Source organism: Pseudomonas sp. B16(2017) (assembly GCF_002113205.1).
In the GTDB taxonomy this organism is placed as follows: Bacteria; Pseudomonadota; Gammaproteobacteria; order Pseudomonadales; family Pseudomonadaceae; genus Aquipseudomonas; species Aquipseudomonas pharyngis.
Window position 1 is genome coordinate 16,962 of sequence record NZ_NEKA01000021.1, and the last position, 25,182, is coordinate 42,143.

Sequence of the window (25,182 nt, forward strand, 5' to 3'; positions counted from 1 at the left end):
GATAGCGGATACCGACGCGTTACTGACCCACCGCCACACTCGTCGGCGCTTCACCCGGCGTCACGATGCTGTTCAGATCGATGTGCTTCCACTCGGGTTTGGCCCCCAGCCGCGCGTTGAAGCGGTAGTTGAAGGTGAATTCATCCGCCGTCGCCACGCTCAACGGTTTGCCGTACACCGCTTCGATTCCCGGCAGGTCGTAGCCCATCAACTGCAACAGGGTCGGGAAGATGTTGTAGTGACTGGAGCGATCCTTGTTCGCCGCCAGTTGCGCCGACCAGTCGAGTGTCTGCAATTGATCGCCCTGAATCACTACCAGCGGCACCAGCCCTTCTTCCTCCACCGGGTCGCCGCCGCAGTGGGTGTTGAGCCCGGGATTGCCGCGTTCGTGCAGATCCTGGCCGTGGTCCGAGGTGTAGATCAGCAGCGCGTTGTTCAGATTGGCCTGGGCAAACACCCGCGAAAAGAACTCGCCGACATTCCACAGCACCGTGTTTTTGTAGGCATTGCGATACAGCACCCAGTCATCCGGCTGGCCGTTGAAGCCGGTGCGTTCACCGGTGTCGGCCACTTCCGTGAACTGCCCGCGGGGCAAGGTCGGGCGGTAGGCCATGAAGGCGTCCGGGTATTTGTCGTGTACCGGAAAATGCGCGCCGACCTTGTTGATCAGCACCAGCTGCGGTTTACCGTCGTTGAGCAGTTCGATCAGCTTGGCGGCGGCAGCCATGTCGCGGTCGCGCACGCTGGTCTGGTCGAATTGCACGAATTCGTCGATGTCCTTTTTCTCGGCATCGTTCATCAGGTTCTGCAGGTTGCCGCCGGTGCGCTGAGCGTCGATGTAGACCGTGCGCAGGCCGGCCTTTTTCGCGTACTGCCAGATCGACGGCAGCGTGCTGTTGATCCGCATGTAGTCGGCGCGGGTGCCACCGTAGCGCAGGGTGATGTTGGTGTCGGCGCTGCAATTGGCGATGGACGCCGCGTAGCCGTAATTGAAGATCTCGACGCCGGGACGGGCCTGCTTGAGGTTGCTGTGCACGCCGAACGGCGCGTTGATATCCAGGTAATTGCCGGAAATGCTCTCGTCGATGATCAGCACGATGTCGTGGCCGACCGCCGGGCCATTGCGCGCCAGGGTCACCGGCTCACGCGGACCGACGGTGTTGTGCAGCGCTTCGTAGCCGAACAGGTTCAGATAGGCCAGCGGCGTGTACATGATCGGCAACCCGCGCGCGCCCTCCCCGGCGCGCACGAACAGTACGGCGCTGAGCAGCAACACACCGCACAACGGCGCAGCGATCCGCAAGGCGTTGGGCACCGGGATCGTGTGCCGGGGCTTGAGACCGATCCCGAACAACAGCAGCAACCCGTTGAGCAGACCGTGGATGATCGCCCCCCGGTACTGATACGCCGCTTCCTGGATGAAGCCGCCGGAGTACACCAATGAGACAAAACTGCTATAGGTCAGGTAATCGGCGGTGACCCTCGTGTAAACGTCGAAGAACACCGCCGAAACAAACAGGGTTAATGCGAACAAATGCCGAATGAAAGTCTGACGTATATAGGCTGTCAGTATTAATGCGAAAGTCAGCGTCAAAAACATCGCGCCAAAAAGAAGTACTGCCAGACCGATACCCATCGCATTTAAACGGTCAAGGTAATATTCGGAATAAAGCAATAGATAAATAATTAAAAGCAGTTCTTTCAGATATCGAAACATGGCAATTCCGGAGTGCGTCCGACGAGAGGTTGTCAAGCGTTTGTCGGTCAAAATCTGACACTAGCACCGGGCCATTAAAGCGCAAGAAATGTCGGACATAATCAAAAAGCGTCAAAAAAACGTTGACTCAAATCTGACACACCCAAGTCGTTAAAACCCTTGAAATACGTGGCCTACGACCGTTTATCGTTTTCTTCGAACACGTCAAGAACGGGACAAATCCAGCTACAGCAAGCACTTGATGGCCTTTCGCCCCCAAAAATGGGGGTGTTATACCCTTGCAACATGTCATTTTGCTGACACGCTTTTCCCACGCTGCGCTATACCCCTTTTGACAGTTCCATTTTCAATCTTCCATCACCGTCTTACGAGGCACGCCAATATGGACGTGAGCGTATTTGGTACGGGCTATGTTGGCCTGATACAAGCAGCCGCACTTGCCGATGTCGGACATCGCGTATTGTGCGTCGATATTGACCCGAACAAGATTAAACAACTGCAACAGGCGGTACCGCCTATTAGCGAACCGGGTCTTTCGGCAACTTTGGAAGAAAACATCAAGGCCGGGCGTTTGTTATTCAGCACCCAGGCCAGCGATGCAGTGGAACATGCCGCATTGATCTTCATCGCCGTGGGTACGCCGGCCGATGAAGACGGCTCCGCCGACCTCAGCCATGTGCTCAACGTGGCGCGGCAGATCGCAAGCTTCATGGAAGACGATCGCACGTTGATCATCAAATCCACGGTGCCGGTCGGCACGGCCGATCAGGTGCTGCACACCGCCGAAGAAGAACTGCAGCGGCGCGGCAAAAATGGTCTGGCGGTGCGAGTGGTGTCCAACCCGGAATTTCTCAAGGAAGGCAGCGCCCTCGCCGACTGCATGCGGCCGGACCGGATCATCGTCGGCACTCGCGACGACCTGGCCCGCGAGCAGATGAGTGAGCTGTACGCGCCGTTCTGCCGCAACCACGAAAAACTGATGTTCATGGACAACCGCAGCGCCGAGCTGACCAAGTACGCAGCCAACGCCATGCTCGCCACCCGCATCAGCTTCATGAACGAGCTGGCCAACCTCACCGAACTGCTCGGCGCCGACATCGAAGCGGTGCGCAAGGGCATCGGCTCCGACCCACGCATCGGCTATCACTTCATCTACCCGGGCTGCGGCTTCGGTGGCTCGTGCTTTCCCAAGGACCTGCGCGCCCTGCTGCACACCGCCGAACACAACGGCATGCCATTGAAACTGCTGCGCAGCGTCACCGACGTCAATGACGCGCAACGGCACATTCTGTTCAGCAAACTCAGGGCGCAATTCCCTCAAGGTCTGGCCGGCAAGTCGATCGCGATCTGGGGCCTGGCGTTCAAGCCGAACACCGATGACATGCGCGAAGCCCCGAGTCGTTATCTGATGGAAGCGCTGTGGGCCGAAGGCGCCAGCGTGCAGGCCTACGATCCGGAAGCGATGTCCGAGTGCCGGCGCCTTTACGGTTACCGCAATGACCTGCACCTGTGCGCCACCCGCGACGACACCCTCGAGGATGCCGACGCACTGGTGATCTGCACCGAGTGGAAGAATTTCCGCGTCGTGGATTTCGAGCTGCTGGCCAGCAAGCTGCGCTCGAAAGTCATCATCGACGGACGCAACCTCTACAACCCGGAACAAGTCGCAGCTGCCGGCCTGCACTACAGCGGCATCGGTCTGCGCCACATCGCGCCTGACGGGTTGCGGCCATGAAAATCCTCGTCACCGGTGCGGCCGGGTTCATTGGTGCTCATTGCGTGCTGCGGCTGGTGCGCGACGGGCATCAGGTGATCGGCCTGGACAATTTCAACGGCTACTACGATCCCCAGCTCAAGCACGATCGGGTGGACTGGGTGCGCAAGCAGATTGGAGATTTCCAGCTTGCCACGATTGATCTGGCGGATGCTGCGGCGCTGGAAGCGCTGTTCGCGAGCGAACGGCCGCAAGTCGTGGTCCATCTCGCCGCGCAGGCCGGAGTGCGCTATTCGCTGGAAAATCCACGGGCCTATCTGCACAGCAACCTCGACGGTTTCCTGAATATCCTGGAGTGCTGCCGCCAGTACCCGGTCGAGCACCTTATCTACGCCTCGTCCAGTTCGGTGTACGGCGCCAACCAGCGCACACCGTATTCGGTGCAGGACGGCGTCAATCACCCGCTGTCGCTGTACGCCGCGACCAAGAAAGCCAATGAATTGATGGCCCACAGCTACAGCCATCTGTTCGGCATCGCTTGCACCGGGCTGCGCTTTTTCACGGTCTACGGGCCGTGGGGCCGGCCGGACATGTCGCCGATCCAGTTCGCCAAGGCCATCAGCGAAGGCTCGCCACTGAAGCTGTTCAACTACGGCGAGCATCAGCGCGATTTCACCTACATCGACGACATCATCGAAAGCATCGCACGCCTGATCGAGCTGGCACCCCGGGCCAATCCCGAGTGGAACCGCGAACAACCCGACCCGGCCAGCAGCATGGCGCCGTGGCGCTTGTTCAACATCGGCGGCCAGCACCCGGTGGCGCTGAAAACCTACCTCGCCCTGCTGGAAAAACACCTCGGCCAGAAAGCCGTGGTCGAGCTGCTGCCGCTGCAGCCGGGCGACGTACTCAATACCTGCGCCGAGGCCAGCGACCTGGCCCAGGCCACCGGGTTTCAGCCCCGGATAGAGCTGGATGAGGGACTGGGACGGTTTGTCGCCTGGTTCCGCGATTACTACCCCACTGCCTATCGCCCACGCGCCGTTCGCGGCTGAACATCAGCGGAGGACTCCATGACTGGACTTGAGAAAGGTATACCGATCCAACAACTGGTGCGTGACAAACGCATGGATCCGGAACAGCGAATGCGCCTCGACGCGGCAATCCACCGCCAGGGCCAGGGCTGGATGACCGGTCGAGAAGGTGGCCGGCCGTGGCAACTGTCGCGCACCAATCGGGTGGTGGCCTGTTTCGGCGCCCTGATGATTCTGCTGATGATTTCGCCGCTGCTGATCGGTCTGGCGCTGGCCATCAAGTTCACCAGCAAAGGCCCGGTGATGTTCGTGCAGAAACGCACCGGCTATCGCGGCCGCAAGTTCGGCATGTACAAGTTCCGGACCATGGTCGCCAACGCCGAAGAGCTTAAAGAGTCGCTGCGCCACCTGAACAAGCACGGTGCCGACGCCATCGACTTCAAGATCGACCAGGACCCGCGCATCACCGGGATTGGCGGCTTCCTGCGGCGCACCAGCCTCGACGAGCTGCCCAACCTGATCAACGTAGTGACCGGCGACATGCGCCTGGTCGGCCCTCGCCCGACCTCGTTCAACACCTACCGCTACAAGGACAGTCACCTCGCGCGTCTGGCGATCTACCCCGGCATGACCGGCCTGTGGCAGATCTCCGGACGCAGCAATATCGACTTCGACCAGCGCGTTGAGTTGGACCTCAGCTACATCGCCGAGCAGAGCCTACTGCTTGATCTGAAGATTCTGTTGAAAACCCCCTTCAAAGTATTCAGCGGCCACGGAGCAAGCTAATGGACGGTTCAACCAACAAAAGCCTGAGCATTGCCAGCCCCAGCGAGTCGAACCTGACCTCGACCGTGCTGGACCTGGATCTGCGGATCCTGTTTCTGACCGCCGCCAACCCCGGCGCCGGCACCACCACCAGCGCCCTGGCCATGGCCAGCCAACTGGCACAGATGAGCAGCGGCCAGGTGCTGTACGTCGACGCCAGCCAGTCGGCGAGCAACCTGACCCAGCAACTGAACCTGAGCAAGGAGCGCGGCCTGCGCGACCTGTTGTTCAACCCGGACAACCCGCCGCTGTTGCAGGACTGCGTGGTGCAGGTGTCGAGCCTGCCATTCCATGTGCTGCCCAACGGCCGGCCGATCCGCACCCTGGAGCACCTGACCGCCGAGCGTCTGAGCCCGTTGCTCGATCAACTGGGCAGCCAGTACCGCTTTGTAGTGATCGACGGCGACGCGGTGTATTCGGCGGCCGACACGCTGGTCATCAGCACCCAGGTCGACGGCGTGGTGTTTGTGGTACGCGCCGAAGACACTCGCTGGGAAGTTGCCCAGGCGGCGGTCCAGCGCTTGACCCAGGCCGGGGCGAAAGTGGTCGGCAGCGTGTTCAACCGACGCAAGTACTACATGCCTAAATGGCTCTACAAAAACCTGTAAGCAACCGCAAAGGATGACGCCATGAACGCCAGGATTCTTGTGCTGCTGATGCTGCCGCTTGCAGGCTGCTCGAGCACCTCCGAAACCCAGAACATGCCGGTGAATATTCTCACCGCCACCCCGGCCAACGCCCAGGCCACCGACATGCCGAAGGTCGAGCAGACCCTGCGCCCGCAGGATGTGCTGGACGTGATCTTCCACATCAGCACCAGCGGCTCGGACGCTTATCGCGTGCAGTCGGGGGACCAGATCGGCCTTAACTTCACCGCTGCCAGCCAGCTCAATGGCAACCAGTTGGTGCTGCCGGACGGCACCATCGAACTGCCGGGCGCCAACACCTCGGTGAAAATCGCCGGGCTGACCAGCGAAGAAGCGCGCCAGGAAATCCAGCGCGCCTATCAACGCAAACAGTTGTTCCAGCCCAACCGCAATCAGTTGACGGTGCAGATCATCAGCCCGCTGACCAACGAGCAGAACCTGAAAAGCGCCCTCAACCACCCGGCCACCGGCATGAGCCGCGAGATCACCGTTGGTACCGACGGCTACGCGAGCTTCCCGGAAATCGGCGCGGTGCCGCTGCAAGGCATGACCGTCAACCAGCTCGAAGCCTTCCTCAACAAAAAGTACGCGCAACTGCCGGGCCGCATGACCGTGGACGTGCTGCTCAAGTCCACCGCCGGCAACGAAATCTATGTGCTGGGTGAAGTCGGCCAGCCGGGTTCCTACCCGATCCGTCGGCCGGTGTCGGTGCTTGAGGCACTGACCCTGGCCCGCGGCACCAACGTCAAGGCGCGGCTCGACTCGGTGGTGATCATGCGGCGCAACGGCAATCAGGTGCAGGCGGTGCGGTACGACGTCGAGAAAGCGTTGTCGGGCGAGGCGCCGCAAATCGCCTACCTGCAACCGGATGACATGCTGTACGTGCCGAAAACCAAACTGGCCAGCGCCGGCGAACTCGCCCGGCAACTGGCCGACGTGGTGCTGTTCCAGGGTGTGGGCTTCAGCTTCGGCTACCGCGTCGACAACAAAGACAGCAACAACAACTGACTCTCAGGTGACCGATCATGAATCCAAAGGAAAATTACCTGCATGAGTTCTTCAGGATCTTCTTCGCCAACAAGCAACTGGTGAAACGGGTCTTCCTGATCTTTGCAGTGATCGCGCTGGTGCTGCCGCTGCTGCTCAAGCAGACCTTCGATATCACCGCTCAGGTGATCGTGCAGTCGAAAAAACTTTCACAGGGCGACGCCACCACGTCGCTGACCGTGGACAACGCCACCTTCATCCCGCCGTCGCTGGCGGACATGGAAACCGAGAGCAACATCCTGCGTTCGCCGGCGCTGATCCGTCAGACCATCAGCGAGTTGCGCGACAAGGGCGAATACACGCCTTCACCGGGCATGTTCAGCAAATTGGTGAGCGAGCCGTTCAAGCGCTACATCAGTTCGCCGCTGCGCCAGTACGTGATCAACCCCGTGCGCAACACCTTGGGGCTTGAGACCGATCCGGTGCGCGACACCGCGCTCGATGCGCTGACCCAGGATGCGATAGACAGCCTGAAAATCGAGACCCTGCCTGGCTCCAACGTGATCTCGATCATCTACAGCTTCCCCGATCCGCATCAAGGCACGACCTTCGTCTCTGCCCTGTTGCAGAACTATCTGGTGAGCCGCCAGGCGCTGCAGTCGATCGACCTGCCGCAATCGTTCTACGAAACCAAGAAACACCTGTATCAGGTGCGCCTCGATGGACTGGAAGGCAATCGCCAGGCGTTGCTGGAAAGTGTCGGCGCGTCGGATCCGAAGGAGGAAATCACCTTCCGCCTCAACGCGATCAACACCGAAGAGCAGGCGCTGAACCTGTATCGCGACCGCCTGCTGCAAAGCCAGCGCTGGCTCGAGTACCTGAAGACTGCGCTGGCCGCCGCCAGTAACAGCAAACTCAACGACTACACCTTCCCCTACACCTTCACCACCACGGTCGACAACGTCGCGTTCGAGGATCGTGAAATCAAACAGATGGGCGAGCAACTGACCACCCAGGTCAGCCGCTACATGAACGATCTGGCAGTGTTCCAGCCCAGCAGTGAACCGATGTTGCTGACCCGCGAGCAGATTGCCCGCACCCGTCAGCAGTTCCTCAAGGTGGTGAGCAACCGTATCCAGGAACGCACCAACGATCTGGCGGTGGTCCAGCAGGTGATCGATCAGAAAACCGCGCGCATCGCCGAGTTCAAGAACCGCATCCATGAACTGCAGCAAACCCAGAGCAAGCTGCGGCAGATGGACACCGAGATCGATGCCCTGCACGCCGCGTTCTCGACCTACGCCCAGCGTTTTGCCGAAAGCAGCACCACCCGTTCGCTGAGCGATGACCTGTCCAACGCCCGGGTGTTGAGCCCGCCGTTCGAACCGACCGAACCGGCGTTCCCCAAGCCGATGCTGATCATTCCGTTCGGGCTGTTCACCGGTTTGCTGCTGGCGATTGCACTGGTCTACGTGCGTGAGTTCTTCGACCACCGCTTCAAACACCCGGCGCAAATCAGCCACGAGCTGGGCCTGCCGGTGCTGCTGGTGATCAACGACCAGAACGCGCAGCCGAGCAACCCGCACAAGAACTGGACCGTGCCGAGCTTCGTGCACTGGGTGCGCAATTGAACACGTCCCCTACCCAGAACGCCGCGCTGCCGATCATGCATTTGCTCAGCAGCGGCGGGTTCTATGGTGCCGAGCGGATGTTGCTCGATCATTGCCTGGCGACGCCGGGGCAGCACCAGGTGCTGTTCCTCGATGCGCCGCCGGAACTGATCGCGCGCTTTCGCGAGGCTGGCGTTGATGCGCAAGGCTGCGCGGGGCTGGGTGCCCTGCTGCGGCACCTGCGTCAGCGCCGGGGCGAGCGTCCGTTGATCAATACCCACAATTTCAAGGGACTGTTGTTCGGCTGGGTCGGCGCCACGCTGTTGCGCCTGCCGCTGGTCATCACCCAACACGGCTTCACCCCGCGCAGCCGCAAGCAGAAGTTCTACACCTGGCTGAGCCTGCAACTGTGCCGCACGGCGTCGGTGGATCGGGTGGTGTGCGTCGCCGAAAGCATCGCGGTGTTGCACCGTCAGGCCAGCGTGAGCGCTGAGAAGTTGCAAGTGATCCCCAACGGATTGCCGGCAGCGGCCGCCCTGCCTTGCGATTCCCCAGGACCACGCTGGCTCGCCGGTTACGTCGGGCGCTTGAGCAGTGAGAAAGGCCCGGACCTGTTTCTCGACGCGCTGATCCCGCTGTGTCACCAGCACCCGCAACTCGACGCGGTGATGCTCGGCGACGGCCCGGAACACGAAGAATTGCAATCGCGGATCGACGCCGCCGGTTTGCAGCAGCGCATCCGCCTGCCGGGTTACCAGACCGACATGCGCCCCTGGTGGCAACAACTCGATGCGCTGGTGATCAGCTCGCGCACCGAAGGCACGCCGATGATTCTGCTGGAAGCGATGCAGGCCGGGGTGCCGGTGGTGGCGTTCGGCGTCGGCGGGATTCCCGACGTGCTGGAGCATCGCCACAACGGTTTGCTTGCGGCCCCCACCGACAGCGCCGCCCTCGCCCGCCAGCTCGACACGTTGCTGTCCGAGCCTGGCCTCGCGCGGCAACTGCGCGACAACGCAAAACGCACGCAACAGGACCGCTACGACCTCAAGGCCCTGGCCGAACGCTGGTCGCAGCTGTACATCCGCACGGCACGGGAGGCACGCGCATGATTTTCCCGCTCTCGATCGTCAGTCTGTTGGGTCTGGCCTGCATCGCTCTGCTGGCCAGTCCCTGGCCCTATCTGGCGCCAGGCGCAGTCATCGGCCTGGTCGGATTCGCAGTGCTGTACCGCAAACCGACCTGGGGCCTGCTCGGTATCGCCGCCCTGGTGCCGTTCGAGGGTTTCTTCAAGGACAGTTCACTGTCGGGCAGCAAGCTGATCGGCGCTTCGCTGGCGGTGATCCTGATGCTGCAACTGGCGATGCACCAGATTCCCTCGGATCGTCTGCGCAGCAATATCTGGCGCTTCCTGATCGCCTTCATGGTTCTGTACTTTCTGAGCCTGCTCAACACCGATGACATGGGCATGTCGCTCGGTCATCTGCGGGAAATCAGCGTCGGCCTGATTCTGTTTGTCATCACCCTGCTGATCGGCCGCGAGCTGAACCTCGACCTGTTCGCCCGGCTGGTGACCCTGGCCGTCAGCACGACCTGCGCCATGGCCATGTTCTCCAGCAAATTCCAGGATCAGGGCCGCGCCGCCGGCCTGCTCGAAGACCCCAACGCTTTCGCCCTGCTCATCGCCTTCGCCATTCCGCTGGGGCTGCTGCTGGTGATCCGCAGCCCGAACCTGTTGCATCGCCTGTTCTGGGGCGGTTGCTGCCTGCTGTTGCTCGGCGGCATGACCAAGACCGAATCGCGCTCCGGGCTGGTGGTGCTGGCCTTGAGTCTGGTGATCGGTTGCTGGCACTACCGCGCGCAACTGGCGCGGATTCGCCCGCGTCATCTGGGGTTTGCCATGCTCGGTGCGGCGATCGTGATTCCGCTGGCGATCTACGCGATGCCCGCCGGTTACATCGCGCGCATCCAGTCCCTCAGCGTGTTGAGCGCCGGCGCCAAGGGCCACAACGACGAATCCCTCGGTCGCCGTGCCTCATACATCGTGGTCGGTGGCCAGATGATCCGCGAGAACCCGCTGCTCGGTTCCGGCCCCGGCACCTTTCCGCTGCACTACGCCACCACCGGCTACGCCAAGGCGTTTTCCGCCAACCGCAAGATCGGCGACCTGTACCGCCGGGCGCATAACACCTACCTGGAAATCTTCAGCGAACTGGGGGTTCCTGCCGGTTTGATGTTCGTCGGCATGCTTGGGTTGGGCCTGTACAACCTGATGCGGGCGCGTAAGGCGTGGATGTTGCGGCGTGACTGGCAACAGGCGGATCTGATGACCCATCTGGGGGTGAGTTTTCTGTCGCTGACGCTGTTCCTGATGTTCCTCAGCGCGCCGAATCAGAAATACGTGTGGATCATGCTCGCCATGACCAGCGTCTTGCGCCTCAAAGCCGAACAAGCGCCGCTGACGGAGAGCAGGACATGAGCCGGATCAGTATCGTCATTCCGATGTACAACGAGGCCCGGCACATTGGCCGCACCTTGCTGGCCGCGCAAAAAGCGGCGCACGCGGCGGATGTCGAGTGTGAACTGATCGTCGTCGACAATGGTTCGAGTGACGAAGGGCCGCAGATCGCCCGGCAGTTCGGCGCCCACGTACTGGTGATGCCAGGCCTGCTGATCGGCGCGTTGCGCAATCGTGGGACCGCCATCGCCACCGGGGAATGGCTGGCGTTCATCGATGCCGACATCGAAATGCCGGAAGACTGGCTGCGCCCATTGTTCGACATCGAAGCCAGTGGCCAGGCCGATGTCTTCGGTCTCGACCTGCACACCCCCGCCGCCGCGCCGTGGTACGCCACTGCCTGGCAGCGCCGGACCTTGCGCCCGACCACACATACCAGCCATGTCGTCGACTGGCTGCCCAGCGCCAACCTGTTGATGCGCCGGCGCTGGTTCGACAAGGTCGGCGGTTTCAACGAATCCCTGCGCACCGGCGAAGACAAGGAATTCACCCTGCGCCTGCGCGAGCACGGCGCCCGACTGCTGTCGATCAATGAGAACGTCGCGCTGCACTGGGGTTACGAAATGAACTGGCGCGAGTGGATGGGCAAGGAACTGTGGCGCCAGGGCAGTCACCTGCAACTGCTGCGCAGCCATGGTTTCAGCCTGCGCCTGTTGCGGTTTCCGATGCTGTCGATCCTGGTCTGGATTCTCGATTTCCTGGCGATCTCCGCGCTGCTCGACGGCTTTCCCCATCACGCCGCGATCATGGTGATGCTGACGCTGGTGCCGGGGCTGGTGCTCAGCGTGCGCCAGAGCGCCAAGCACCACAACGTCTGCCTGACCCTGCAACTGTGGGGCCTGCACTGGCTGCGCCTGCACCTGGCGGGCGCCGCGTTCATTCTCAGTCTGTGTCATTGGAACGCCAGGAGGCCTGCCCGTGGCTGAATTCATTTTCTGGATGTGCCTGCTGCTGCCGGCCTACGCCTATGTCGGCTACCCGCTGCTGCTGACGCTGCTCGCGCCGCTGTTTCCGGCGTGGCGCCACAGCCCGGCACCGCCGCTGAACATCAGCATCGTGATCGCCGCCCACAACGAAGCGCGGCACATCGAACACAAGCTGCGCTCGCTGCTGTCCCAGGATTATCAGCCGGCGACCCTGCAAATCATCCTGGCCAGCGACGGTTCCACTGACGACACCGTGGCTTGTGCACACAAGGTCGTCGACCCGCGAATCACCGTGCTCGACCTGCCCCGCCAGGGCAAGGCCGCCACGCTGAATGCCGGCGCGGCGCTGGCTACGGGCGACATTCTGGTGTTTACCGACGCTGACAACCAATGGTCGCGGGAAACCCTCGGCTACCTGCTGGCGCCCCTGAGCGATCCGCAGGTCGGCGCCTGCGCCGGGCACATGGTGATTCCGGTCACCGGCGGCGGTTTGAGCATCGGCGACAGCCTTTATCGGCACTACGAGGGCTGGTTGCGCCGGGTCGAGAACCGTACCGGCTGCATGGTCTCCGCCGACGGCGCCCTGCTCGCCCTGCGCCGCGAACTGTTCGAGAACGTGCCGGCCGAGGTCAACGACGACTTCTTCATCAGCACCTGCGCACCGGTGAAATTCAAACGCATCGTCTACGTGCCCGAAGCGCAAGTGATCGACCACGGCGTGGACGAAGCCGACAAGCAATTCCGCCGGCGCCAGCGGGTCACCGTCGGCGGCCTGCAAAGCCTGGCGCAACGCAGCGAGCTGCTCAATCCGTTCAAGCATGGGCTGTATTCGATTGCGTTGATCAGCCACAAGTTGATCCGGCGCCTGGCGCCGATCCTGTTGCTGCCGCTGCTGCTGAGCAATTTCTGGCTGTGGCAAGAGCACGGTTTCTATCGCCTGAGCCTGATCGCGCAAGTGGTCGGCTATGCCATCGCGATTGCCGGCCTGCTGGATTCGCAACACCGCTTGCCCAAGCCGTTCCGCCTTGCGGCATTCCTGCTGGTGACACTGGCGGGCATGAGCATCGGCCTGTGGCAGTTCCTGCGCGGCCAGCGTTATGCCCAGTGGAACCCTGACCAAAACCGTTGAGAGGGATCGAGCCATGGCGATCAAGCAACTGATTAAACGCACCAGCGGCTGGCTCTATCTCAACTCGTCCGTGGGGCGCAACCAGCTGCACGGCGCCGGCGTGATCCTGATGCTCCACCGGGTGCTGTCCAACGACCGCGCCGCCGACCTGCCGCACCGCAACGAACTGTGCGTCGGGCCCAAGGCCTTCGAACACTTGCTGGTGTGGTTGCGCAAGCATTTCGATTGCGTGCCGCTGATGGAGATCCTGCAACCCAATGCCTTGCGCACCGAGCGTCCGCAAGTGGCATTGACCTTCGACGACGGCTGGCGCGACAACGCCGCCAACGCCTTCCCGCTGCTGCAGAAACATCAGGTGCCGGCGAGCATTTTTCTCTCCACCGATTTCATCGGCAGCCGCCAGCGCTTCTGGTGGGAAAGCATCGGCGAAACCCTGTGGGGCAGTCATGGTGAAAAAGCCCGCACGCACCTGATCGAATGCCTGCGTGCCGCCGGCCAGCCGTTGCCAGTGCTGCTGGACGACATTGATGTGGATCGCCGCAGTCTGACCCTGTTGCATTATCTGCAAAGCCTCAAGGCGCTCGATCCGAAGAGACTCGAACGCCTGACCGACGAGTGTCCGCAGGAGTCGTTGCCACAAGCGCTGGACTGGCATCAGGTGCGGGCAATGGAAGCGTCGGGGCTGGTGCGTTTCGGCCCCCACGGCGCCAGTCACGCGATCCTCACCGGCCTTGACGATGTGCGCCTGGGCGAAGAAATCAGCCGCAGCCGCGATGCCCTGCTCAATGGCTGCAACCGGCCGCTGCCGGTGTATTGCTACCCCAACGGCGACAACGATGAGCGGGTCCGCGAACAGATCGCCCATCACGATTACCCGTTCGCCCTCGGTACCGGCAGCGGCCTCTATCGCGGCACCGGTGATCCGCTGAACCTGCCACGCTTCGGCGTCAGCCAGCGCACCGCGCGCAATCCGCAACTGCTGTCGTGGCGGATCTATCGCGGGGCGCGACCATGAGTCGAAGCAGTTACCTCAAGCATCTGGCGCTGAGCATGGGCACCAAACTGGCGATGATCGCCCTGCGCCTGCTGAGGAATGTGCTGCTGGCGCGGATTCTCGGCCCCAGCGAACGGGGCCTGTTCGCCCTGCTCAGCACCCTGCCCGATCTGATCAGCGCCGCCACCAGCGGCGGGTTGAATTCCGCCGTCGGTTATCAGGCGGCCAAGCAGCGGCCGATGGGTGTGTTGCTCGCGCAGGTGTTGGTGTTCGGCTGCTTGCTCGCGGGTCTGTTGACCTTGCTGGTGGTGGCGCTGGTACGCGAGTTCGGCAGTGAACTGGACGTGACCCTGCAACTCGGTCTGCTGGCGTGGCTGTTGCTGCTGGCGGTGCCGTTGACCGTGCTCAAAAGCGGTCTGCTGACCTTGCACAATGCGTCCGGCGGTGTGGTCGCGTTCAATGCCTTGCGACTGGTGGAATCCTTGGCGCCGCTGTTGCTGTTTCTCGCGCTGTTCTGGATGTGGAAAGAAGCGGCCCTCGAAGCCGCGCTGATCAGTTGGCTGGCCGGCATCAGCCTCGTAGTGCTGGTCGGCTGGCTGTGGCTCAAACGCGCGCAGCCGTTGCAACTGCAATGGGATCGCGCCAGCCAGAACGAACTGCTGCGTTTCAGTGCCCGCAGCCACCCGGATCTGCTGTTCCAGCAAGTGATCCTGCGTTCCGATTACCTGTTCATCGGCGCCCTGCTCGGCAGCACCGCCCTCGGGCATTACGCGATGGCCAGCGCCGCCGCCGAACTGCTGCTGATCGTCCCGGAAGCGGTGACCACGCCGCTGATGAAACGCCTGCTGCAACAGGACGAAGGCATGGACAAGGTCACCCCGCTGGCCCTGCGCCTGACCGCCACGGTAATGCTCGGCGCCTGCCTGACCATGGCCGTGATCGGCGAATGGCTGATCGTCACCCTGTTCGGCGTCGCCTACCAGCCGGCGTATCCGGCGCTGCTCGCGTTGCTGCCGGGGCTGCTGGGCCTGTGCTACGCCAGCATCCTGCGCCTGGACCTGATCGGCAAGAACCGTCCCGGCACGGTGTCGTTGATGATGGGGCTTGGCGCGCTGCTCAACCTTGCGCTGAATCTGCTGCTGATTCCGGCCTACGGCATCGTCGGCGCGGCGGCGGCTTCGTCGATTGCCTATCTGGCGGTGACCGTGGCGATGCTGGTGTTGTACTGCCGGCTGAGCGGCGTGGCGTTTTGGCAAACCCTGATCATTCTGCCCAGCGACCTCACGCCGATGTGGCTGATGTTGCAGCGTCGCTTCTTACAACGGAAATCGGCATGAAAGGCCTGGCCCTGCTGCTCGGTCTCGGCCTGTCGCTGGACGCCTTCGCGGCGTCTATGCGTTGGGGCGACATTCGCGACGGCAGTCTGTACCTGCAAGCGGATCGCCCCGACACGGTGACCGTGCGCTGGGCGCCGGCGTGGCAGGCGGAGGCCAACGAAGAGCACATTTACCTGCTCGACGGCCGGGGCCAATTGCAGGGCGAGCGCTTCATCAAGGCCAGTGAAACCCGTGGCAGTCAGAGCTGGCCATTGGCGCCGGGCGCCGCGAGTTATCAGCTGGAGATCCCCGGCTACAGCTTCCGCAGTTACCGGGTCGAGCACGACGCAACCACCGTGGCGCTGTTTGCCCCGGCCAAGGTGCATTTCAGTGCAGAAACCCGTAATGGCGATGAACTGTATTTCAAGGTCGCCGCCGGTGAGCACGCGATATTGGCGGGCAAGTTTCACGGCGGGGTCAGCGCCCTGCAAGCGCAGCGGGTCGGCGACGGGCAGCCCCTGACACTGTCGCTCAAACCCTATCGCGCCTATTGGCAGTTCGATCAGCTCGCGCTGCCCGTCAGTCAGCGCGAGCAGGTCTGGCGCCTGCGTCTGCAAGGCAGCGGCAAAGCGGCATTCTGGCTCGACGGCACGGCCAATCTGTTCGCTCAGACCCCGCAACAGCTCAAACCGCTGCGCGAAGACGACGGCCAGACGCGCCTGACCCTGCACGACAAAGTCCTCGGCCGCACGCCGGACCTGGGCATCGCCCTGCCCTACGTGATGCCGCCGCCCGCCAGTCATCCGGTGCTCGATGCACTGAAACCGACGGCCGCCAGTTACTACACGTTCGTCGACGTGACGGCAAAAAATCCGCACTTCGAAGATGCGTTTCGTCAGGTCTATCAGGACCGGTTCGGCATTCGTCAGGACATCACCTTGCTTGCCGGCAGTCAGCGTCAGGCCGATCTGCGCGCCGACGTGCAAAGCAACAGCGGCCTCGACGCGTGGCTCGCCGGCACCCGTGCGCTGGGCGGCAAAGGTACGCACTACATCGGGTTCGCCGACGAGCCCAACCTGAATTATTCGAGCTACGAGCAATACCGTTCGATCTTCACCAGCATGGCCCGGCAGGTGCGCAGCGATCCGGCCAATGCCAGGGCCGGCGTGCGCATCGCGATGCCGGCCAGTTCACGGCTGATCAACGGACCGTTCGCCGATAACGCGGCGAACAAGCGTGGCATCGACTGGGCCCGGCGCCTGCTCGGTGAATCCGCCGATCAGGTCGATGCGCTGGCCTGGCACGAATGGATGATTCGCGACCTGCTCGCCACCCGCGTGTACCGCGACAGCGTGCGCCGCGCGGCGGATCTGGTTGGCCTCGATGCCAAGGGCCAGCCGCTCAAGGCCTTGCTGCTGGATCAGACCAACCTGTCCAGCGGCTCGAGCCTGAGCCCCTACGATCAGGAAACCCATTTCACCTCGCTGTGGTGGGCCTCGGTGGTGATCAACGCCTCCCAGGACGGTTTGCTGACCATGCTCAACTGGTTCCAGGCCGCCGATGAGCCGCAATACCCCAAAGGCATGTTGCGGGTGCTGGGCGATGACCGCTTCGAGTTGAAACCGGTGGGCCTGGCCCAGCAGTTCATTCAGCAGCACTGGCTGCACAACGTGCTGTGGCTGGAGAACGATGCGTTCGAAGTCGATGTGCTGGCGATGGCCGGCGACGATCAGCGCGGGCTGCTCGGCGTGAACAAGGGCACGCGCTTGCAGCGTGTCGACCTGGCGGGCGCCAAATGCCCGTTGAACAACGGCGCGCTGCGCTACTTCGGCGCCGACAACCGCAGTCGCGACGCGCCGTTTCGCTGTCAGGACGGCCGCGTGCGCTTCGAGCTGCCGGGACAGACCCTGTTTGCCCTGCGCTGGAGCGCCTCATGACCGCCCCGTTGATGTCCGGCCGCGCTGGCCTGTGCCGCGCGATGACTCGTCATCAGGAGCCACGACCATGAATGTTCTGCAAAAAATCCGCGATCACATCAAACACAAAGGCCTGCGGGCCACCTTGGCCAAGGTGTGGAAGCACTACGTCTTTTCTCATCAGGAACTGCTGTGGATGGAGCGCGACCTGGTCAGTCCGGTGCCGCCCCACAGCCTCAAACCCTACCCGCCCCTGCGGGTAGTGAAGATCACCCCGGACAACGTCAGCGCCTTCGCCCGCCACTTCGGTGACCGGGTCGGCACCATGGCCGAACTGGCCCGGGAACATCACACCGGGCACATGCACCTGGACGATCAGGGCCATGCGGTGGCTTTCATCTGGGGCACCGCTCAAGACTATTTCGACCGGCACTACTACGGCTGCCTGTTCCCGGTGAAACCCGGCGAGTTCTTCGAATTCGGCGGCGAACTGACCCGCGCTTATTGGGGCACCGAACTGTCGGTGGACCTGCAACTGGAACTGTGGAAAGCCATGGCCGCCCAGGGCTGCGACAAGGTGGTCGACGTCTGCGAATTCCACAACATCCCGGCGCTCAAGCTGCACCTGCGCATGGGCTATACCGAACAGGGCCGGATCATGAACATCTACAAACTGTTCGGCCGCTGGCGCTTCTACCGCGAAACCCGCTACAGCGGCTCGCGCCTGGAGGCACTGCGCAAACCTTCCCGTCCACCTGTCACAGCAACGGTGACCTGAACCTATGGCGCGACTCGAATGGCGCACTTCGTTGTGCGCACCCGACTTCCCGGCGGCGGCCTATGAAGCGCTGCGCCTGCGGGTGACGGACCACACACCGTTCAACAGCCTCGACTGGCTGTGTGCGGCAGAGCAGGCGCTCGACACGCACGAGCGCCTGCACGTATTGCTGGGTTGGGAAGCGGACGAGTTGCGCCTGTGCCTGCCGCTGGTGGCGAGCCGTGAGCGGTTGTTCGGCGTGCCGTTTCGGGTGGTGCATCATCTGGGTTATCCACTGGCCGATCGCCTTGCGTTGTTATCACGGCTGGACACCGAAGACATGCGCCAGGCCCTGCGACTGATTCGCCAGCGCGTGCCCCACGCCCTGCTGCAACTCAATGAAATCACCGAGCCGGTCGGCGCCGAAAGCGTGCTCACCGAATGGATGGCCCACAGCTCCACCGGCGAACGTCGCTTGAGCTGCCGGGTGCCGGTGCACCTGATCAGCGACGCCGACCGCCAGGAAGTCTCGGGCGATCCGCGCTACAAACTGCGCCGGGCGCGCAAGCGGATTGCCGCGTGCGGCGCCGAAGTCCGACGGATCACGCCCGACGCGACCAGCATGGGCCCGTTGTTGCAGGCCATCAGCGAAGTCGAAGCGGTCAGTTGGAAAGGTGACGAAGGCGTCGGAATCTTTGCCAGCGACCGCAACCGCCGCTACATGGAAAACGCCTTCACCGCCCTCGCCGCTTCGGATCGGGTGCGCGTGGTGATGCTGGAACTGGACGGACGTTGCATCAGCTATCGGCTCGGTCTGTTCGAACAAGGCCGGCTCTACGATTACAACCTCGCCTTCCTGCCGCAATACGCCGATCTGGGCAGCGGCCGGGTGTTGCTGGAGGAATGGATTCGCTGGGGGCTGGACGACAACTGGCGCTGGATCGATGCCTCGCGGGTCAGCCTGGAAAACTCCAGCCATCAATTGCACGAACGCATGACCGGACAACTGGAGCACTGGCGCTGGAGCTTCTACTCCTGGCGCCCGAGCGGTCTGTTGCTGGGGCTGGGGCTGCGCGCCTGGCACCGGCTCAAACCTGCGTTGCAACAATGGCGGGCGAAGCGTGCGGCGGCCAAAGCGGCGGTCATTGCGACACCTGTGATCAACCCCACCAAGGAGGGCGAACATGCCTCGCCAAGTCATAGTCAACGCTGACGATTTCGGCCTGAGCCCGAACGAAAACGCGGTGATCCTCGGTGCGTTCCAGGCCGGGGTCATCAGTTCCGCCACCGCCATGGCCAACATGCCGGCGTTCGAAGCGGCCTGCGCCATGGCCCGGCTGCCGCTGCTGGAGGGCCGGATCGGCCTGCATTTCAACCTGACCTACGGCCGTCCCTTGAGCCGGGCCATTGTCGAGCGCCGCACCTTCTGCGACAGCCACGGCGTGTTCGACCTCAACCTGCCTCGCCACAGCCTGTGGCTGGGCCGCGAAGACCGCGAGGCGGTGCAGGAAGAATTGCAGGCGCAGTGGCAGCGCTGCGTCGATCACGGCGTGCGTCCCAGCCACCTCGATTCGCATCAGCACGTGCACAACATCTGGCCGATCGGCGAGATCGTCGCGCGCTTCGCCGCCCATCAAGGTGTGCCGGTGCGCCTGGCGCGCAACCTGGGGCAAAACCTCAGCCTGCCCAAGCGCCTGTTCAAGGGTTTGCTCAACCGCCGATTGCAGGGATTGGCCGGGGTCACGGCCGATTACGTCTGCACCCCGGTGGACCTGCGCAACGCGCCTGCGCCGACCGACGGCGTGCTGGAAATCGTCGCCCATCCGAACCAGCTCGGGGCGGATTTCGGCGACGCCTATCTGCCACCCGAAGAGTCCCTGAGCCGCTTGCTAGAGCAGCGGCTGACGGGGGTTCCACGGGTTTCCTATGCCGATCTGAACAAGGATTTTTTGCGGGGTGCCGAGGCGATCTGAGCCGTTACACAACTTGCAATACTTTCAAAGCTGGCGCTTTGACATGCATTTGCCGGCTTGATCTATACCCACAACAGCGTCATCCACAACACCCGGGCTCCGGCCTCGGAGGGCATCATGAGCGTCATTGAAAAGCTGCGTGAACGTATCAAGCAAAAAGGCCTGGGCCGTACTTTCGGCACGTTGTGGAAACGCTACGTGTTCTTCCATTGGGAACTGTTGTGGATGGAGCGCGACCTGGTCAGCCCGGTACCGCCGCACAAGCTGCGCCCCTACGACGGCCTGCGCAAGGTCGACATCACCGCACAGAATGCCGGCGCGTTCGCCAAACACTTCGGTGACCGCGTGCAGACCATGGCCGAGCTGGCCAACGAGGGCCACACCGGGCACATGTACCTGGACGCCGACGGCCATGCGGTCGGATTTATCTGGGGCAGCACTCGTGACTACCACGACCGCCACTATTACGGCTGCACCTTCCCGGTCAAACCCGGCGAGTTCTTCGAGTTCGGCGGTGAAATGATTCGCGCCTACTTCGGCAGCAGCCTGTCGGTGGACGTGCAGGTCGCCCTCTGGGAAGCCATGGCCGCCCAGGGTTGCAACAAGGTGGTGGACGTCTGCGAAACCCACAACATCCCGGCCCTGAAACTGCACATCCGCATGGGCTACCACGAACAGGGTCGCGTCATGCACGTCTATTGCCTGTTCGGCAAATGGCGCTTCTTCCGCGAAACGCGCTATGAGGGCTCACGCCTCGATCCGCTGCGCAAACCGGGACGGCCGGTGGTGACGGCGGCTGCGCAGGCTTGAAACAACGAAGGCGGCCATTCGGCCGCCTTCGTAATGCTCCATTCGCGCTTCAGCGCTTCACCCCCACCCACGTAAAACACATCGGCATCTGCGCCTCGCGGTTCTGGTACTGGTCATACACTTCTTCCCGGTTCGAGTGCGGGTATTCCTTGAAGTGCGTGATGTTCAGGCCGGCCTCGAGGGCGGCGGTGAAGATCGCGCCCAGGGTGTGAGCGAACCAGTAAGACTTCGCCGCCGGCTGTTCGACCTTGCCGACGTAGACGATCGGCTCCTCCTGCACGAACGGTTCTTCGCGGAAATACGAGCTGGCAAGACGAAACGGGTCTTCGGCCTCGGGGTCGACCATTTCCAGGAACGGGTGGGTTTCGTAGATCACCAGTTGTCCGCCCGGTTTGAGGGTCGAGGCGACGTGGCGGAAGAATTCGCCGATGTCGGGCATCCAGTTGAGGACGCCGATGGTGATCAGTGCAACGTCAAAACGGCCGCGCAGCGATTCAGGCAAATGATGAATATCGGCTTCGATGAATTCGGCGTTGTGCGGCGAACGCTTGTTCAGTTCGCGGGCCTGTTCGAGAAACGCGCTGGACTGATCGATGCCGACCACGCTCCGTGCGCCGAGGGCGAACAGTGACAGGCTTTCGCGGCCGTTGTTGCAACCCGGTTGCACGACGTCTTTGCCATCGACACCGACCTGCTCGAGCAAACCGCGCAGGGTGTCGTCGAGGCAGGAAAAATCCGCCTGCGTAACCTCGGTCAGCAAGGCCTGCCAATCGGGCGAGTCCTGATGATGACGGGCGGAATCATTCCACGCCTGACGATTGCTCTCGACGGCGTTTTTATTGTTTGGCACTTCCATGGCGCACTCCGGGCGATGCTCACAATTGAGCGGCCCGAGTCTAGATCAGCCACGCGCAACAGGTTGTTGCGAACTTGTAAGCCGCCGACGCCTGCAACAACGCCTGCTTCGATGGACAGCTATAGTTAATAGCCTTGGGGAAATCCGCTTCCACAGGTGCTGCCATGGGAATGTTCAATCGACTGCTGTTGTCCGTTTGTCTGCTCGCCGCCACCCAGGCGCAGGCGCTGGACAGCGACTTCAACTACTACGGGGCTGACCAGCCCTTTGCCCACCCTGCTCCACCGTCGCTGTCGGCCCAGCCGCCCCGGCCGTTCGATGACACGCCGCCACAGGATTTCATCGTCATCCCGGATCGCCACGTGTTCCATGACTCGCAGTTGCCGACCGTAGCCGACGCGACGGTGCGGGTATTCATCCGCACCTACGATGCCGAACGCGGCATTTACGTCAACGACGAAGTGCTGGACCCGACGTGCGTGCTCGAATGCCTGAGCCCGCCGAATCCAAGCAGCACCGCCGTTTACCACTGACGCTTGTCCGGGCGCGCCAGGCCGAGTTTTTCGATGCGGTAGCGCAGCATGTCGCGGCTCAGGCCCAACAGGCGCGCCGATTTGGTGACGTTCCAGTCGGTCTTGTCGAGCATCTTGCGCACCATGTCGCGCTCGACTTCCGGCAGGTTCATCGATTCGGTGTTGCTCGCCGGGCGCGGTTCGAAGTGCGGGTGCTGCACCTCGTGCTGATGTTGCGGTGGCAGCTCATCGCACAGGCTCATGCACACGTTCAGTTGATGCGCGGCGATGGTGTCGTTCGGCGCCAGCAGCACGGTCTGTTCGAGCATGTTGCGCAGTTCGCGCACGTTGCCCGGCCAGGTGTAACTGAGCAGCAGCTCTTCGGCCTGGTCGCTGAAGTGCAGGTTCGGTTTGCCATAGCGTTTGCCGTGGCTGGCAAGGAAGTGCCGGGCCAGCAGCAGGATGTCTTCGCCCCGGGCGTACAGGCGCGGGACCTTGATCGAAATGATCCGCAGCCGGAAAAACAGATCACGGCGGAACTTGCCCTGCTGGACCATCTGCTCAAGGTTGCAATTGGTGGCGCTGATCACCCGCAGGTTCACCTTGCGCTCCTTCACCGAACCGACCCGGCGAATGGTGCGATCCTCCAGCAGTTTCAGCAGTTTGGCCTGCAACAGCAGGTCCATTTCGCCGATCTCGTCGAGAAACAGCGTACCGCCGTCCGCCGCTTCCACCAGTCCGACCCGGCGATCCTTGGCATCGGTGAACGCGCCTTTCTCGTGGCCGAACAGCTCCGATTCCACCAGGTTGGCCGGAATCGACGCGCAGTTGAATTCAATGAACGGGCCTTTGCTGCGCGCGCCGTCGAAATGCAGCGCGCGGGCCACCAGCTCCTTGCCGGTACCGGTTTCGCCCTCCACCAGCACCGGCGGCAGATCGCCGTTGGCCATGCGCCGCTCGGCGTCGAGCAACTGAGCGATGGTGTTCTTCAGATGCAGCATCGGCGCTGACTCGCCGATCAGCGCCTGCACCCCGGATTTCTGCGCCTCGCGCTCCTGATAGAACGACAGCGTGCGCTCCATCCGTTCGGTGGCCAGGGCCTTGTCCAGCAGCAGTTTGAGTTCCGGCAGCGCAACCGGTTTGGTGACGTAATGAAAGGCGCCCTCCTTCATTGCGACCACCGCGTCTTCGACGTTGCCGTAGCCGGTCATCATGATCACTTTCAGGTCCGGCGCGCTGATGCGCAGCTTCTGGATCAGATCGTGACCGCTCATGCCCGGCAGCGAGTTGTCGGTCAGGACGATGTCCGGCATGAAGCTTTCCAGTTGCCCCAGCGCGTCCTCGGCCGAGTGGCAGACCGTCACCTCGAAGTCTTTGCGCTCCAGGTAGGTCTGAATATTTTCGGCCAACAGTTCGTCATCCTCGACCAGCAGAATGCTGTGTTCCATATTCCCCTCCCGATGCCACTCTAAAGTTGAGACTGACGCGGGTTCCTTCCTGCTCGCGGCTGGTCAGCACGACCGAACCCTGAAACCGCTCCATGATTCGCTTGACCAGCGCCAGGCCGACCCCGAGGCCGCCCTGTTTGGTGGTGAAAAACGGTTTGAACACCTGTTGTTGCTGCTGCGCGCTCATGCCTTTGCCGGTGTCGCTCAGGGTCATGCGCACCTGACCGGACTGCGTCGTTTCAATCTCGACACTGAGCACGCCGCCTCTGGGCATCGCTTCCAGGGCGTTGGCAAACAGGCTATTGAGTATTTGCGTGAGCAGCACCTTTTGACTGACGACCGGCGGGCAACTTTGTGGCGTGAATCGCACTTCGACGCCATTGCGCCGGATCAGCGCGTCAAATGCTCCCAGGGTGTCCTCGACCGCCGCCAGCAGGTCCACCGCCTCGCCGTCATCACTCATCGGGCGCAATGACACCAGCAGCTCGCGCACCCAGCGCGACATGCGGTCGACCTGGCTGATGATGTCGCCGATATTGCGCTGCGCGCCGGGGCTGGCGATTTCCTGGGCCAGTTCGGCGCTGGAGCGAATGGTCGCCAGCGGGTTGCGCAGGCTGTGGGCCACCGCCGAAGACATCTCGCCCAAAGCGACAAAGGTCTCGTTGCTGATCAGTTGCTGTTGCTGACTCTGCAACAGGCTCGAGGCGCGCCGCACGATCCAGAACAACCCGAGGTAAATCACCGCACCGCCGAAGATGGTCGCGGCCCAGATCGAGGCGAATCCACGGTCGATGCGGTCCACCAGATCCGCCGGTTCCTTGTAGATCTCGACCATGGCGATGACTTTGCTTTTGTCGGCGTTGAACATCGGGATGTAGTTTTCGATGAACAGGTATTTGGGTTCGCGGGACAGCCGCTGCTCGGGTTTTTCGTCGTCGATCTTGTGATAGCTGGAAGACACCGGGACTTTCATTTCGAACGACTCGTCCAGTTCGTCGTCATCTTCGATCCTGACGTTGATCAGCTCAGGATTGGTCGACCAGATGATCGTGCGGTCCAGGGCATACACCGTGGCCAGCAAAACGTCGGGCAGGTGTTCGACATGATCGAGAAACTCGGCACGGGCCATTGCATGAGCCAGCAGATCAACGTCGGGGTAGCTGTGATCCTGGCGCGGGTCGAGCATCTCGCCCATGGTCCGCTGCGGCGTGATGTTGGCGTGGCGCATTTCCGCATCGCCGATGGCCTGCACGAATTGCGCCGTGAGCAGCGCGTCCCGCTCCACGCTTTCGGTGACCACGAAACGCGTGGAGATGTAGCCCAGCCCCAGCGCCACGGCCGCGATGATGAAAAAACTCGCCAGCGAAAACCAGCGCAGCAGATTGAACTGCCCGCCCCAGCTCTTGATGGCCGCCAGCGCGAGGTTCGGTGCCGATGTTTTCTGTTCTTCCAGTCGTTGCATGGGGATGCCCTGGCGTTCTGGTATCGAGCCGGTT

22 protein-coding genes are annotated in these 25,182 nt (G+C 62.4%); 18 read left to right on the forward strand and 4 right to left on the reverse strand.

Annotated elements, in window-relative coordinates; all coding sequences use genetic code 11:
- Nucleotides 1-19: 19 nt before the first annotated feature.
- Nucleotides 20-1,717, reverse strand: coding sequence for a sulfatase-like hydrolase/transferase (locus tag CAG25_RS26160; RefSeq protein WP_064595237.1), 1,698 nt, complete (start codon nucleotides 1,715-1,717; stop codon nucleotides 20-22).
- 382 nt (nucleotides 1,718-2,099) lie between these two features.
- Between CAG25_RS26160 and CAG25_RS26165 the strand changes: the two genes are divergently transcribed.
- From CAG25_RS26165 to CAG25_RS26245, 17 genes are all read left to right on the forward strand, one after another.
- A complete protein-coding gene (locus CAG25_RS26165) occupies nucleotides 2,100-3,452 on the forward strand; it encodes a UDP-glucose/GDP-mannose dehydrogenase family protein (RefSeq protein WP_085613464.1) in 1,353 nt (450 codons plus the stop codon).
- Nucleotides 3,449-4,486: an NAD-dependent epimerase/dehydratase family protein gene (locus CAG25_RS26170; RefSeq protein WP_085613463.1), complete on the forward strand. Its 1,038-nt coding sequence runs from the start codon at nucleotides 3,449-3,451 to the stop codon at nucleotides 4,484-4,486. The genes CAG25_RS26165 and CAG25_RS26170 overlap by 4 nt, the downstream gene beginning before the upstream one ends.
- A gap of 18 nt (nucleotides 4,487-4,504) precedes the next feature.
- Nucleotides 4,505-5,251, forward strand: coding sequence for a sugar transferase (locus CAG25_RS26175; protein WP_085613462.1), 747 nt, complete (start codon nucleotides 4,505-4,507; stop codon nucleotides 5,249-5,251).
- Nucleotides 5,251-5,898, forward strand: coding sequence for a CpsD/CapB family tyrosine-protein kinase (locus CAG25_RS26180; RefSeq protein WP_039767764.1), 648 nt, complete (start codon nucleotides 5,251-5,253; stop codon nucleotides 5,896-5,898). Before CAG25_RS26175 ends, CAG25_RS26180 begins: the two co-directional genes overlap by 1 nt.
- 21 nt (nucleotides 5,899-5,919) lie before the next feature.
- Nucleotides 5,920-6,945 carry a polysaccharide biosynthesis/export family protein gene (locus CAG25_RS26185; protein ID WP_064378938.1) on the forward strand — a complete coding sequence of 342 codons (1,026 nt, stop codon included), beginning with the start codon at nucleotides 5,920-5,922 and terminating at the stop codon, nucleotides 6,943-6,945.
- Between the two features lie 17 nt (nucleotides 6,946-6,962).
- Nucleotides 6,963-8,555, forward strand: coding sequence for a Wzz/FepE/Etk N-terminal domain-containing protein (locus CAG25_RS26190; RefSeq protein ID WP_085613461.1), 1,593 nt, complete (start codon nucleotides 6,963-6,965; stop codon nucleotides 8,553-8,555).
- A gap of 35 nt (nucleotides 8,556-8,590) precedes the next feature.
- Nucleotides 8,591-9,643 carry a glycosyltransferase family 4 protein gene (locus tag CAG25_RS26195; protein ID WP_178076503.1) on the forward strand — a complete coding sequence of 351 codons (1,053 nt, stop codon included), beginning with the start codon at nucleotides 8,591-8,593 and terminating at the stop codon, nucleotides 9,641-9,643.
- A complete protein-coding gene (locus tag CAG25_RS26200) occupies nucleotides 9,640-11,010 on the forward strand; it encodes an O-antigen ligase (protein ID WP_085613459.1) in 1,371 nt (456 codons plus the stop codon). Before CAG25_RS26195 ends, CAG25_RS26200 begins: the two co-directional genes overlap by 4 nt.
- Nucleotides 11,007-11,975: a glycosyltransferase gene (locus CAG25_RS26205; protein WP_085613458.1), complete on the forward strand. Its 969-nt coding sequence runs from the start codon at nucleotides 11,007-11,009 to the stop codon at nucleotides 11,973-11,975. Before CAG25_RS26200 ends, CAG25_RS26205 begins: the two co-directional genes overlap by 4 nt.
- Complete coding sequence (locus tag CAG25_RS26210) at nucleotides 11,968-13,104, forward strand: glycosyltransferase (protein ID WP_085613457.1); 1,137 nt, start codon at nucleotides 11,968-11,970, stop codon at nucleotides 13,102-13,104. Before CAG25_RS26205 ends, CAG25_RS26210 begins: the two co-directional genes overlap by 8 nt.
- 13 nt (nucleotides 13,105-13,117) lie before the next feature.
- The gene (locus CAG25_RS26215) at nucleotides 13,118-14,119 is read left to right on the forward strand and encodes a polysaccharide deacetylase family protein (protein WP_085613456.1); all 1,002 of its coding nucleotides are present in this window, start codon (nucleotides 13,118-13,120) and stop codon (nucleotides 14,117-14,119) included.
- On the forward strand, nucleotides 14,116-15,435 hold the full coding sequence (locus tag CAG25_RS26220; protein ID WP_085613455.1) for a lipopolysaccharide biosynthesis protein: 1,320 nt from the start codon (nucleotides 14,116-14,118) through the stop codon (nucleotides 15,433-15,435). The genes CAG25_RS26215 and CAG25_RS26220 overlap by 4 nt, the downstream gene beginning before the upstream one ends.
- Nucleotides 15,432-17,351, forward strand: coding sequence for a hypothetical protein (locus CAG25_RS26225; protein ID WP_085613454.1), 1,920 nt, complete (start codon nucleotides 15,432-15,434; stop codon nucleotides 17,349-17,351). The genes CAG25_RS26220 and CAG25_RS26225 overlap by 4 nt, the downstream gene beginning before the upstream one ends.
- A gap of 67 nt (nucleotides 17,352-17,418) precedes the next feature.
- Nucleotides 17,419-18,108, forward strand: a complete 690-nt coding sequence (locus CAG25_RS26230) for a GNAT family N-acetyltransferase (protein WP_085613453.1) — start codon at nucleotides 17,419-17,421, stop codon at nucleotides 18,106-18,108.
- A 4-nt stretch (nucleotides 18,109-18,112) separates the two neighbouring features.
- Nucleotides 18,113-19,300, forward strand: a complete 1,188-nt coding sequence (locus CAG25_RS26235) for a GNAT family N-acetyltransferase (RefSeq protein WP_085613452.1) — start codon at nucleotides 18,113-18,115, stop codon at nucleotides 19,298-19,300.
- Nucleotides 19,272-20,060, forward strand: a complete 789-nt coding sequence (locus CAG25_RS26240) for a ChbG/HpnK family deacetylase (RefSeq protein WP_085613451.1) — start codon at nucleotides 19,272-19,274, stop codon at nucleotides 20,058-20,060. Before CAG25_RS26235 ends, CAG25_RS26240 begins: the two co-directional genes overlap by 29 nt.
- 117 nt (nucleotides 20,061-20,177) lie before the next feature.
- On the forward strand, nucleotides 20,178-20,870 hold the full coding sequence (locus CAG25_RS26245; RefSeq protein WP_085613450.1) for an N-acetyltransferase: 693 nt from the start codon (nucleotides 20,178-20,180) through the stop codon (nucleotides 20,868-20,870).
- A gap of 49 nt (nucleotides 20,871-20,919) precedes the next feature.
- Here the strand turns inward: CAG25_RS26245 and CAG25_RS26250 are convergent, their stop codons facing one another.
- Nucleotides 20,920-21,726, reverse strand: coding sequence for a bifunctional 2-polyprenyl-6-hydroxyphenol methylase/3-demethylubiquinol 3-O-methyltransferase UbiG (locus CAG25_RS26250; RefSeq protein ID WP_085613449.1), 807 nt, complete (start codon nucleotides 21,724-21,726; stop codon nucleotides 20,920-20,922).
- Nucleotides 21,727-21,890: 164 nt separating this feature from the next.
- On the opposite strand from CAG25_RS26250, the gene CAG25_RS26255 reads away from it, so the two are divergent.
- Complete coding sequence (locus CAG25_RS26255) at nucleotides 21,891-22,259, forward strand: hypothetical protein (RefSeq protein ID WP_085613448.1); 369 nt, start codon at nucleotides 21,891-21,893, stop codon at nucleotides 22,257-22,259.
- On the opposite strand, the gene CAG25_RS26260 is transcribed toward CAG25_RS26255, so the two are convergent.
- Nucleotides 22,250-23,686, reverse strand: coding sequence for a sigma-54 dependent transcriptional regulator (locus CAG25_RS26260; RefSeq protein ID WP_085613447.1), 1,437 nt, complete (start codon nucleotides 23,684-23,686; stop codon nucleotides 22,250-22,252). The genes CAG25_RS26255 and CAG25_RS26260 overlap by 10 nt on opposite strands.
- Nucleotides 23,655-25,148, reverse strand: a complete 1,494-nt coding sequence (locus CAG25_RS26265) for a HAMP domain-containing sensor histidine kinase (protein ID WP_085613446.1) — start codon at nucleotides 25,146-25,148, stop codon at nucleotides 23,655-23,657. The genes CAG25_RS26260 and CAG25_RS26265 overlap by 32 nt, the downstream gene beginning before the upstream one ends.
- Nucleotides 25,149-25,182: the final 34 nt, after the last annotated feature.